Source organism: Pseudomonadota bacterium, assembly GCA_026388215.1.
Lineage (GTDB): Bacteria > Desulfobacterota > Syntrophorhabdia > Syntrophorhabdales > Syntrophorhabdaceae > JAPLKF01.
The window spans coordinates 1-12,007 of sequence record JAPLKF010000047.1; the positions used below are offsets into that span (position 1 = coordinate 1).

8 protein-coding genes and 3 pseudogenes are annotated in these 12,007 nt (G+C 43.8%); 3 read left to right on the plus strand and 8 right to left on the minus strand.

The genetic code is table 11. The features are described 5' to 3' along the window. The coding region (locus NTU69_03510; GenBank protein MCX5802597.1) for an MFS transporter at positions 1–1,170 on the plus strand (1,170 nt) is incomplete at its 5' end. Between the two features lie 27 nt (positions 1,171–1,197). Here NTU69_03510 and NTU69_03515 read toward each other — a convergent pair. The 6 genes and pseudogenes from NTU69_03515 to NTU69_03540 form a co-directional block, all read right to left on the minus strand. Continuing rightward, positions 1,198–2,310 carry an ABC transporter permease gene (locus NTU69_03515; protein MCX5802598.1) on the minus strand — a complete coding sequence of 371 codons (1,113 nt, stop codon included), beginning with the start codon at positions 2,308–2,310 and terminating at the stop codon, positions 1,198–1,200. A gap of 2 nt (positions 2,311–2,312) precedes the next feature. Next, positions 2,313–3,422 (minus strand): ABC transporter permease, encoded by a 1,110-nt coding sequence (locus NTU69_03520; protein ID MCX5802599.1) that lies wholly within the window; start codon positions 3,420–3,422, stop codon positions 2,313–2,315. Positions 3,423–3,476: 54 nt separating this feature from the next. Continuing rightward, positions 3,477–4,451: pseudogene (locus tag NTU69_03525) on the minus strand (ABC transporter ATP-binding protein). A 3-nt stretch (positions 4,452–4,454) separates the two neighbouring features. Further along, positions 4,455–5,368, minus strand: a pseudogene (locus NTU69_03530) (ABC transporter ATP-binding protein). 11 nt (positions 5,369–5,379) lie between these two features. Next, a complete protein-coding gene (locus NTU69_03535) occupies positions 5,380–5,610 on the minus strand; it encodes a hypothetical protein (GenBank protein ID MCX5802600.1) in 231 nt (76 codons plus the stop codon). Positions 5,611–5,675: 65 nt separating this feature from the next. Next, complete coding sequence (locus NTU69_03540) at positions 5,676–6,659, minus strand: efflux RND transporter periplasmic adaptor subunit (GenBank protein MCX5802601.1); 984 nt, start codon at positions 6,657–6,659, stop codon at positions 5,676–5,678. A 219-nt stretch (positions 6,660–6,878) separates the two neighbouring features. Between NTU69_03540 and NTU69_03545 the strand changes: the two genes are divergently transcribed. Beyond that, complete coding sequence (locus NTU69_03545; protein MCX5802602.1) at positions 6,879–7,595, plus strand: protein-L-isoaspartate(D-aspartate) O-methyltransferase; 717 nt, start codon at positions 6,879–6,881, stop codon at positions 7,593–7,595. Here the strand turns inward: NTU69_03545 and NTU69_03550 are convergent. After that, positions 7,545–9,896, minus strand: coding sequence for a hypothetical protein (locus NTU69_03550; protein ID MCX5802603.1), 2,352 nt, complete (start codon positions 9,894–9,896; stop codon positions 7,545–7,547). The two genes, NTU69_03545 and NTU69_03550, sit on opposite strands and share 51 nt — an antisense overlap. A 184-nt stretch (positions 9,897–10,080) precedes the next feature. On the opposite strand from NTU69_03550, the gene NTU69_03555 reads away from it, so the two are divergent. Further along, positions 10,081–11,664 (plus strand): DEAD/DEAH box helicase, encoded by a 1,584-nt coding sequence (locus NTU69_03555; GenBank protein MCX5802604.1) that lies wholly within the window; start codon positions 10,081–10,083, stop codon positions 11,662–11,664. Positions 11,665–11,692: 28 nt separating this feature from the next. Here the strand turns inward: NTU69_03555 and NTU69_03560 are convergent. Next, positions 11,693–11,803: pseudogene (locus tag NTU69_03560) on the minus strand (IS1595 family transposase). Positions 11,804–12,007 lie beyond the last annotated feature (204 nt).

The window sequence follows — 12,007 nt, forward strand, 5'->3', positions numbered from 1 at the left end:
GGGATTCGTCTGGGATATGGGGTTGTTCTTCCGGAGATGATTAGAACATTGGGGTTTACGAGAAGGCAGGCGGGTGATATTTTTAACGCCTATCTTTTTGCATATATCTGTTTTTCACCGTTTACCGGTTATTTAACAGACCGTCTTGGGGCAAGAAGGATAATTTCGTTATTCGGTATTCTCCTTGGGTCAGGTACCCTTCTTATGGGCACAGTGCAAAGCTTCTGGCAGGCATGTGGATTTTATGCAATAGTTGGCATAGGAGCTGCATCAATGTGGACACCTGTCATCACCCTTGTTCAGAGATGGTTTTCCATAAAAAGAAGGGGAATGGCACTTGGCATTTTATCAACAGGGTTTGGACTTGGTTTTGCTTCTATGGGGAAGTTGTTTCCTATTATAGTGGCTCGTTGGAATTGGCAGTATTGCTGGTATTTTTTAGGAATAGCAGCACTTTCAATGGTTGTAATTAATGCATTATTACTCCGGAGCAAGCCCGAGGATATGAAGCTCTTACCATGGGGTACACCACCTAACATTGAACCAGTTCTCAAGCAGGCTCCTCCAGACCAGAAGTTAAGGACAATTTATGGAGAAATCCTTACCACATCCCGTTTCTGGGTAATTGGTTCTTCTTATTTTCTTATCGCCGGTGCTCTTTACATTATAACTACCTACATGGTTGATTATGCAAGATATGAATTGGGATTTCCTTATGCAAAGGCCTCCTTTCTCGCAACAGTCCACGGGTTGGGCCAGATAATAGGTGTGCTTACCATATCCTTTGCTTCTGATTATATTGGAAGGCGCATGACGATTTTTCTATCGAACATCTTTATATCGGCAGGTATCGTGGGGGTGGTGCTTTCAGGTGCAAATACATATGCATTGATTGCCAGTATCGGTGTTGTCGGTGCCTTTTATGGTGCAACCTTTCCGATGTATGCTGCCAGTGGAGGGGATTACTTTAGAAAGGAAATTATGGGAACTGTAATAGGGGCATTGACGTTATTATACGGCACAGGGGCAATCATTGCTAACAGGATGGCAGGTCATATAAGGGATGTTACCGGATCATTCCATATTCCTTTTATAATAGCCATTGTAGCAGCCCTATGCGCCTCTATACTTATGCTTTTTGTGAGAAAAGAGATTGTTTCTCAACAATGAGAATAGAATGTAGCAGCTACGTAATTCTTACCCGAGCCTCTTTTTGAATCTTAAAGCGCTCAGGGAGAGGATCGCCATACCGAGGACAAAGAGGGCCGCTATCTGGGGCCAGAGCACGCTTATACCGATACCCTTGAGGAAAATACCCCGCACGATGACGAGGAAATACCTGAGGGGACTCAGATAGGTGATATACTGGAATATCTCCGGCATGGTCTCGATGGGGGTAGCAAAACCGGAGAGGAGTATGGCAGGCTGGAAAAAGAAGAACGTTGCCATTAAAGCCTGCTGCTGGGTTTTCGATATGGTTGAAATGAAAAGCCCTATGCCCAGTACAGATAGGAGGTATACTCCGGTGCATAATACGAGCAAAAGGAGTGCCCCTTTGATAGGTACATTAAACCAGAAAACCCCGAAGAACGTAACGAGGGACATATCGAAGAACCCGATGGCGCCAGCAGGAATTGTCTTCCCGAGTATAAGTTCTACTGGCGTAATAGGCGTCACCATGAGCTGTTCCATGGTGCCCACCTCTCTTTCCCTCACCACAGACATGGATGTGTGTATAAGGCATGTAAGCATGATTATTAAGGCTATCACTCCAGGCACCATATAGTTCCGGCTTCTGAGATCCGGGTTGTACCAGACCCTCGTGCGGAAATCGATCGTTGAGAGTGTTGTCTTTATCCATTGTCCCATCAAGTCCCTTGAATATTTAGCGATAATGGTGTTCACATAACCCATGGCAATAAGGGCTGTATTCGAGTCCGTACCATCTACAATCACCTGAATCTCTGTCGGGATACCCCTTTTCAGGTCTTTTCCAAAACCCCTGTTTATCTGTATAGCACAAAGGGCCTTCCCTCTATCGATCAACTCTCTTATTTCCACGGCAGACCCTGGAGCGTATGTGATAGTAAAGTAGCCGGAGGACTCAAGCCTCCTCACAAGCTCCCTGCTCTCGAATGACTTATCGAGGTCATAAAGGGCGGTAGAGATGTTATTAACGTCCATAGTTGCCACATAGCCAAATATAAAGAGCTGGATTAGGGGAGGAATAAATAGAAAAATTATTGTTCTTTTGACCCTGAATGCATGGATGAATTCCTTAATGACAAGGTTCTTCACACGTTCATACATGGTCAATCAATCCTCTTGTGGAACTTTCTGTTTGCAGCTGCAAAAACCACTACAGCGAATAACGTCAGCAAAAGTGTCTCAAATATGAGGAGTTTCAACCCGCTTCCTTTTAGAAATATCCCTTTCAGGATGGTCACAAGGTATCGTGCCGGGACGAAATACGTGATGATTTGTAAAGGCTTCGGCATGTTCGATATGCTGAAGATGAAACCGGAGAGCAAAAAGGCAGGGAGAAAGGAGCTGAGTATTGCTATATGGCTTGCATCAAGCTGGGTTCTGGCAACGATTGATACAAGTATACCGAAACTTAAGCCTCCAAACAGGAAGATACTCGAAAGGACGAGGAGCAGAGGGATACTGCCCCTTAAGGGGACATCAAATAGAAGAGTACTCATCAGAACAGACAGCACCGTGTCAATGAAACCGATCAAAAAATAGGGGATGAGCTTACCGGTAATCAGCTCCGGTTTCTTTACAGGAGTGGATATCAACTGTTCCATGGTCCCCCTGTCCCACTCCTTGGCAATGGTAAGGGACGTGAGTATGGCAATGATGACAGCCATTATTACTGCAATAATCCCTGGAATGATAAAATTTCGTGATTTTAATTCCGTGTTGTACCAGACACGACTGCGGGAATCTATGAGAGGGGTTAGGGTGGCCCCCTTGATCCTTTGCCCGTATCGCTCTGATATTACAAGGATGTAGCCCTGTGCAATGGTTGCTGTATTTGAATCACCTCCATCAAGGAGGACCTCGATCTGGACGCTCCGGCCTGTTCTGACATTCTTCGAGAAGTCGTATGGTATCACCAGGGCTACCTTTGCACGCCCTCCATCGAGATAGGGATCGATATCTCCATATTGCTCCACATAGGAGATAATGCGGAAATAGCGCGACTCCCTGAACTCAGCCACGAGCTCCCGGCTTAAGCTACTTTTGTCCTGGTCGTAGACAATGGTACTGATCCTGTCAATGTCAAAGGTAATCGCATAGCCGTAAATAAAGAGGAGTATGGCAGGCATCAGGAAAGCCATGGCGAGGCTGAATGGGTCCCGTCGAATCTGTATCCACTCTTTCTTAGCGATTGCCTTAATTCTTAATAGCTTCATACTTGGCTCATTATGCTTGATCTACCCCCTCACGTCTTACACGTCAGGATTTTTTCATGAGGTTTCTATCAACGTCACAAACACGTCCTCAAGGGAAGGGACAATCTTTTCAATCCTCCTCACAGACAGGTCTGACCCTTCCAGCACGGTTCTTATACGCCGGGTAGCTTCTTCTCCATCCTCCACGATGATGTGCAATGCACTCCCGAAGATTGCGGCGTCAATACCGCTTTTTGACAAGATGTCCAGGGCTTCAACAACTTTATCAACCTCTACTTCCAGGACATGGTGCTTCATATATCCCTTCCGGAGCTCAGCGGGTGTGCCCTCAGCAATGAGCTTACCCCTGTAAATAAGGGCGAGCCTATCGCAGTAATCCGCTTCATCCATATAGTGGGTAGTAACAAAGACAGTTGTGCCTGCCATTGACATTTCATTGATGAGATGCCAGAAATTGCGCCTCGATATGGGATCTACACCTGATGTGGGCTCATCGAGGAATATGATCGGCGGCTGATGGAGGATTGCACAACCAAGAGCAAGCCTCTGCTTAAAGCCTCCTGCCAACGTCCTCGTGATGGCCTTCCTTTGGTCCTTAAGCCCCGCCATCTCTAAGACCCATTCCTTACGCTCCTTTCTCTTTTCCTTGGGAACGTTATAGATCCCGCCGAAGAAGTTTATATTCTCTTCTACGGTAAGATCATTGTAGAGGGAGAATCTCTGAGACATATAGCCGATAATCTTTTAGATCGATTCTGATTCTTTGATTATATCAAACCCTCCTACCGTACCACTGCCGCCGGTCGGCATCAGAAGCCCGCAGAGCATCCGTATCGTTGTAGACTTACCGGCCCCGTTGGGCCCGAGAAAACCGAATATCTCACCTTTCTTTACATTGAGGCTGATGTCGTCCACAGCAACAAAATTCCCGAATGTTCTTCTCAAGTTTTCTACCTCAACAGCAATATTCCCTTCGTTCACACTTCTACCCTCGCTCTTCTTCCCCTTTTGCAATGAGCTATCAACCATGAGCTACGAGCCACTCTCCACCATCGAAATAAATACATCCTCAAGTGATGGCGCTATCTCCCTCTGCCCCTGTATTTCTATACCTTGAGACCTGAGCACCCCCATAATCACGCTGACAACCTCTCTGTCCCTGACTGCAATGTGGAGTCTGTCGCCATAAATACTCACACTCTGAACCCCATCTATGGTACTTACCATATCCCGTGCTTTCCGGGCGTAAGGAGAAGAGATCTCTATCATTGGGGTGGTGATAGCCGCTTTAACCTTAGCCGGTTCATCAATCATTAAGATATTCCCCTTGTGTATGAGGCCGATCCTTGTACAACGCTCAGCCTCATCCAGATATGCGGTGGAAACAAAGATCGTTACCCCTTCCCTGAGAAGATCATAGAGTATCTTCCACAAATCCCTCCTTGACACAGGGTCAACACCGCTCGTGGGCTCGTCAAGAAATAATACCTCCGGTGTGTGGATAAGGGCGCAGGCGATTCCAAGCTTCTGCTTCATCCCTCCTGAGAGATTACCGGCCAGCCGGTCTTTGAAGGGTGTGAGGTTACTGAAGCCGAGGAGTCTTTCAACCCGTAGAGGGCGCTCTTTTTGAGGAACCCCATACAGGTCCGCATAGAAATCGATGTTCTCCATGACAGTCAAGTCCTCATAAAGGCCGAATCTCTGGGACATGTAACCGATCTTTTCCTTGATCTGCTCCTCTTCATGGAGGATAGAATGCCCTGAAACCCATGCCTCACCGGAGGAAGGTTTCATGATTGCCGTCAGGAGCCTCATGGTTGTGGTCTTCCCTGCACCATCAGGACCAACAATTCCGAATAGCTCACCTTTTTTTATCTCGAGGTTAAGTTGGTTTACGGCGACGTTATCGCCAAAGACCTTGTCAGGTTTGATGTCTTTATTGCAATTTCTTCATCATTCACTCATCTTCCTCTTCCCATTCCTCCTCCAGTAAAAGGGGAGAAATATCGTCTTCAGACAGGGATTTATCCTCCTCTTCCTTTATGAGGGCATCAATATCATCTACAGCCTTGCCTGTAGCAACCTTTATAATATCGTCATAAAGGATATCCCTTGCCTGCTCCACCATCGCCTTATTATCGAGGTCTACTACATATTCAAGTTTTAAAAAAACCCTTCCTATTCTCATATGTTGTCCCTCCTTTTTTTATTAAATAAACCGTCCTTTATTAAGAAGTCCAGGTATTTCCCCCCCTACTTTATATGAATCCTCACATCTGCTGGCATTCCTGGCTTGAGCTCATCGTTTATGTTTTTCACGCTTACCTTTATACCGAATACAAGCTTTACCCTTTCCTCCTGGGTCTGGACATTCTTCGGGGTAAATTCTGCCTCTGATGAGATATATGTGACAGTACCTTCATATTTTTTCCCTTTATAAGTATCCACTGTTATTACTGCCCTTTGATTAAGTTTTACGTACCCGAGTTTGTCCTCCTTCACATATACCTTTATCCACGGATGTGCAAGGTCTCCTATAGTAAAAACTGGTGTTCCTGGCGAGACCGTTTCACCAAGTTCAACAAGTTTTCTTAAGACCACACCATCCGTGGGTGCATATATCACTGTGTCTTTTAACCTCTCCTCATTGACCCTCAGGGATGCCCTTGCCTGTTCAACACGATGCTCAGCCATCTTTATCTCTTCTTTCCTCGGTCCTTCTTTTACAAGGCTTAAGGCTTGAAGTGCATTCTCATAGAGGGAAGCGGCAACATGGTATGCCTTTGTTGATTCATCCATCTGCTGGGCCGATACGAGTTCTTCTTTGTATAGTCCCATATTTCTCTCATAGTCTTTCTTGGCTTTTGATAGTTCTGCCTCTCGCAGGAGTAGATTTGCTTTTGCCTGTTCAAGTTCCTGAGGTCTTGAGCCTGTCCTTAGCTCTTCAAGCCTTGCCAGTGACTCATTTAGATTTGCCTTACTCTGCGCAACGGTACTTTCGAGTTCAGCACTATCAAGTATTGCAAGCCTGTCACCCCTTTTTACCTTATACCCTTCATCCACTAAACGCTCCACAACCCTTCCCGAGAGCTTAAACCCCATATTTGATTCTGTCACCTCGACATTTCCTGAGAGGAGAATCACCCCTTCCTCCTTGTTGTGACGGAGGTGGTTTATTATGAAGACAGCTACGCCTATCAAAATTACAATACCGGCTATCACGAGTTTTTTCTTCATTTTGGTATCCCCTTATAACGTGCTGTCATTTGAGCAATCAAGTTTCATTAACAATATTTCCCCAGAAATTCACCGATGTCTCTCAAATCGGTTCCGCATGTGAACAGAATATTTTCAAACCTTGAATATCTCAAAGCAGCCCCTCACCTTATTTTACATATTTATCCATAATTTTAAATACTTTTTTAGTTTATGTCACTTATGGTAAATTATTTTTGTATGAATAGGGTTTTAACCATTCTATCGATACTTATTACCTTTCTTGCAATTTTAGTTTCTCATTCACTGTCTCTCGATGTGTTTGAAAAGAGAAGAAACGAGATGGTGGAGAATGATATCAAGGCAAGAGGGATAAAGGATAAAAGGGTGCTGGATGCGATGCTAAAGGTAAAGAGGCATCTTTTTGTTGATAATGCCCAATGGGATAAGGCATACAATGACCATCCATTACCGATAGGAGAGGGACAGACAATATCCCAGCCGTATGTTGTAGCCCTTATGTCTGAAGCAGTTTCCCTCAAAGGGAATGAGAGGGTCCTTGAAATAGGGACAGGTTCAGGTTATCAGGCTGCTATCCTTGCAGAACTGACAAAAGAGGTATTTACAATAGAAATCAAGAGAGGGTTATTTGAGAAGGCGCAGGAAAGACTCAAAAGGTTAGGCTATAAGAATGTCCAGGTAAAACACGGCGATGGTTATTTTGGCTGGGAGGCCTATGCACCATTCGATGTTATCATGGTTACTGCTTCAGCGAATCATATCCCCCCACCGCTCCTTGCCCAGTTAAAAGAAGGGGGAAGACTGATTATACCCCTTGGGAGCACGGTGTTTTATCAGAATCTTAGACTGGTGAAGAAGGAGAAGGGGAAACATGTGATAAAAGAATTAGGCGGTGTTGCATTTGTCCCGATGACTGGAGAAGCACAAAAGAAGTAACGAAAAGCCATATAGAATAAAGGATAATATAAGCAGTATCCTGCATCCGTAAATCACAGCAACAATCGATGCGAGTGGTGGTGCGATGATTGATGCGGCACCGTTTATCGAATAGGCGAGGGGAATAAGACTTTTATCTTCCCTTAAGAGCAGTTTTATGCCTGAGGGGAAGAAAAGCCCGAGCAATATCCCGAGAGGAATTATAAAGACCCAGCTGAAAGAAAGACTTAAAATCATCTCAAAAAGGAAAAAATAAAACACAAGTAAAACCAGTACAATGGCCATGATATAAGGAATTTTTTTGTCTTTTATATAACCACTCAACAGGCTTCCACAGCCTGAACTTAAAAGAATCGTTGATAGTACGACAGAGAAGGCGATAACAGGCGACCCAAGAGGAAGAATAAATTTGTGGATAAAAAAGACCTCAATGAACATAAAGGAAAAACCTATAAAGGCAAAGTAGCATAACATACCAGCGCTGAGTGGTGAGTGATAAGTGATAAGTGGCAAGTGGTGAGTGGTGAGTTGCAAGCAATGTTTTTTTGAGACACAAAAGGTGGCTGAAAAAATAATAGCGGAGAGCATAATCAAAAAAGCAAGGATAAAGGGGAGTGCCATGCCTTCATACAGAAAATATGCCCACTTTTTTCCTGATAAAGCGTATATTTCTTTTAGGTTCCCAAGTTTTAAAAAATAGTGAAAAAATGGTTTATCATTGGTTGTAATGCCAATACTGAACGGGTAATCCTTTATAAAGGCATTACTTTTCTCCTTATCAAGTAGAGTTTTGAATAAATTTCTGTAATCCAGGCCAGCGATGAATCTTTCGGCAGTATCAGGGGCTGGATAGATAATTTCAAATTCTCTGCTTGACAAAAAATACAATATCTTTTCAGATTCCTTTTCTGTAAAACCTGTCCTTTTCAGCAAAAAATTTATCGTGTCCCAGCTTCTGAATACCACAAGGTGGTTCTCGACATCTTCGACACCCAACCCATTCAATGCGTATAAGATATTATTCATCATCCTTAGCTCATATCGTGGCGGGGGCAGGAGAAACATCTGGATGAAGAGAAGACCATCCTCCCTGAGGTGTAAAATATATGATTTTAACGCTTCAACAGTTACATCATAATCTTCCTGGAGCCCGAATGTCCCGGATGGGAAAAACCCTGTCCTCGATATAAAGATTACATCCATATTCTTGTGTAGATTTTTGACAAGTTTTGTTCCGGAAGAAAAGTAGAGGGATTTCCTGTATACACTGTCAGTACCATAGGCACTATGGATAAACCTTTGTATGGAAAGATCCTTCTCTGCCATATAGATATTTCTAACACCAAAGTAATAAGGTATAAGGGCATCAAGGCTACCTTTGAAACCTACTACCAGCACATCCTTTGTCTCTTTTAAAAAATAGGGCAGGGCAGATGGCATAAAGGAGAAAAATTCATAGTCTCCTATCTGTTTCTCATCTATCATAACCCCTGTAATCTCCCCGTCAAGAGAAATCCCTATCCCCTTGGGGACAGGTTTCGTGTAAACAAGGGATAAACCGGGTGCAAATTTCATCCTTGGATTCTCAAAAACATCGAGTCTTGAATGGGAGGAATAGATAGTTTTTATAAGTCTTCCATTGTCATCCTTCAGGGCCTGCATCAGGCCTTTGTATGGAGAGATCTGGAGAGTGAGAAAGCCATAAGCTATGGGGACGCACAAAAGTACGGGTATAATAATATAGAGGGCATTTAAAGGCCTCCTCTTCTGTTCAAAGAATAAAAAAACGGCGAGCATGAGGGAAGATACAATGATAATATATTCGACATTCATGTAATTTAGCAGGAAAACTGTAGAGGCAACACCGCCTGCTGCCCCTGAGAGGTCCGAGGCGTATATTCTATTGACCATTTTAGGGTAAGACGATAGCGAGAGCGATATGATGATACCGTACAGAAAAAAAGGTATAGAACAGGATGCCATGAAGAGGAAAAGGTAAAGGACCTGTATATTTTCCCAGAGCATCTTGTAGTGGTCTAAGGGGATAATGGATGAGAAGATAAAAATAACCGGATATGAGATTGAAAGAAAGAACACATAGGGTTCAAGATTTTTTTCACTACTTTTCTTGAGATATGTAAAAATTCCTCCCAGTACAAGGCCAATCATGGATATACTGATGATAAGCGATGCGTAGTGGTAGGAAAACCGAATAGAGAACATCCTGATGAGGGCTATTTCAAAAGACAGGATTGAGAGTGAAGAAAAAAAGACTAACCGGTAGGGCATGGTTGAGTACATTTTATCTAATGGTTTGTAAAACCACAAGGATTTAATGGGTAGTGCGTAACCCTTGCAATCCTTGATTTATCGTGATAATATATTATCTCGTGTTTTCAACCGATTCACCTCCCTGGGTACGAACAAACAGGCCTGGATGTTGTTAAATGCGGACAAAAAAATAAGGAGATATACGTTAATGAACATGGAACCATTAAAATTTGAAGCACTGCACCTGTCAAAAGATGTACTGAGAGCAATTGCCAATATGGGGTTTGAAGAGACAACACCCATTCAATCTCGAGCGATCCCCCTCATAATGGAGGGTAAAGATGTTATCGGGCAGGCACAAACAGGCACCGGGAAAACAGTAGCATTCGGTATCCCGATTTTAGAAATGATAAACCCCCGGAGCAAAAAATTGCAGGCGATAATTATGTGCCCCACCAGGGAACTGGCAATTCAGGTCTCTGAAGAGTTGAAAAAACTTTCCCAATATAAAAAAGATATTACTGTCCTCCCTATATACGGCGGGCAGCCCATAGAGAGGCAGATTTATTCACTGAAGAAGGGTGTGCAGGTTATCATCGGGACACCCGGTCGCACGATAGACCACATGAATCGGGGTACGATGAAGATGGACAGTGTAAAGATAGTTGTTCTTGACGAAGCGGATGAGATGCTGAATATGGGATTTATTGATGATATAGAAACGATCTTATCGAAAGTCAACAGGGAAAGGCAGACACTCTTATTCTGTGCCACGATGCCGAAGTCGATCCTTGATCTCACAAAAAGATATCAAAGCAATCCTCAACTGGTCAAGGTGGTGCACAAACAGTTAACCGTTCCTCATGTGGAGCAGACATACTTTGAGGTGAAAGAGGGCACAAAACTGGAAGCATTGTCCCGCCTCATAGACATGTATAACTTCAAGCTGTCCCTTGTCTTTTGCAATACCAAGAGAAGGGTTGATGAGGTTGTGGCAAACCTCCAGGTGAGAGGTTATCTGGCAGACGGACTTCACGGTGACATGACCCAGTCACAGAGAGACCGTGTAATGGGCAAATTTCGAAGTAATGCTTTTGAAATCCTTGTTGCAACTGATGTGGCGGCCCGGGGCATTGATGTGGAAGGTATAGAGGCTGTTTTCAATTATGATGTCCCCCAGGATGAAGAGTACTATGTCCACAGGATCGGGAGAACCGCCCGTATGGGTAAAACAGGTCGGGCATTTACCTTTGTGATGGGAAGAGAAATCCACAAATTGCGGGACATACAGGCATATGCGAATATAAAGATCGCACGCCAGCGCGTTCCTTCCCTCAATGATGTGGAAGAGATCAGGATAAATGTTTTTCTGGAGAAAATAAAACAGACTATCGGGGAGAACGACCTTACCCATTATACGTATCTGATCGAACGGCTCCTGGAAGAGGAGTATACATCCCTTGATATCGCTGCCGCCCTTTTGAAAATGTGTGTAGGGGCAGAAAACACAGAAAAAGATGATCTGGATGTGGGCTACAGGTCTGGCGGGTCCGAAAAGGGAATGGTAAGGTTGTTTATGAATATAGGTCGCAGCCAGAAGGTTGAGGTAAAGGATATTGTAGGTGCCATTGCCGGGGAAACGGGCATCCCGGGAAGGGTGATCGGAAAGATAGACATGTATGACAAGTATACATTCATCGAGGTACCAAATGAATATGTAAAGGACATCTTGTCCGTCATGAATAATAAGCAAATTAAGGGGAACATGGTTAGCATAGAACCTGCGAATAAGAAGTAGCTGCGAGACGTATATTACAGAATTCAACGGTATGACGATTGATATTCATTATTTTTGCTGTTTGTACCGCCGTTAATTCTATACAGAAATTCTTTAAAATCTTTTTTATGGTGTAATGGCTTAGCTTACTATATTTCATGGCCTTCTACAGGAATTATAGCAAAGTTTCCTATACAAGACCCTTATATTTTTTTCATATCCCGATGTCTTCTATTTCCATATCCAGAATATTGATGAATAAGATCCTCTTATGGAGGGAGGTCCCCTGATTCAGCAGTAACTTGCACGTTTCGGCAACCTCCATGCTTGCTATTATTGCAGGCGTAAAGGAGGGATTGCCTAA

What these genes read in the sequence shown, in the direction of transcription:
- NTU69_03515 (MCX5802598.1), bottom strand. Translation starts at nt 2,310, where the DNA reads ATGTATGAACGTGTGAAGAACCTTGTCATTAAGGAATTCATCCATGCA.
- NTU69_03520 (MCX5802599.1), bottom strand. Translation starts at nt 3,422, where the DNA reads ATGAAGCTATTAAGAATTAAGGCAATCGCTAAGAAAGAGTGGATACAG.
- NTU69_03535 (MCX5802600.1), bottom strand. Translation starts at nt 5,610, where the DNA reads ATGAGAATAGGAAGGGTTTTTTTAAAACTTGAATATGTAGTAGACCTC.
- NTU69_03540 (MCX5802601.1), bottom strand. Translation starts at nt 6,659, where the DNA reads ATGAAGAAAAAACTCGTGATAGCCGGTATTGTAATTTTGATAGGCGTA.
- NTU69_03545 (MCX5802602.1), top strand. Translation starts at nt 6,879, where the DNA reads ATGAATAGGGTTTTAACCATTCTATCGATACTTATTACCTTTCTTGCA.
- NTU69_03550 (MCX5802603.1), bottom strand. Translation starts at nt 9,896, where the DNA reads ATGTACTCAACCATGCCCTACCGGTTAGTCTTTTTTTCTTCACTCTCA.
- NTU69_03555 (MCX5802604.1), top strand. Translation starts at nt 10,081, where the DNA reads ATGGAACCATTAAAATTTGAAGCACTGCACCTGTCAAAAGATGTACTG.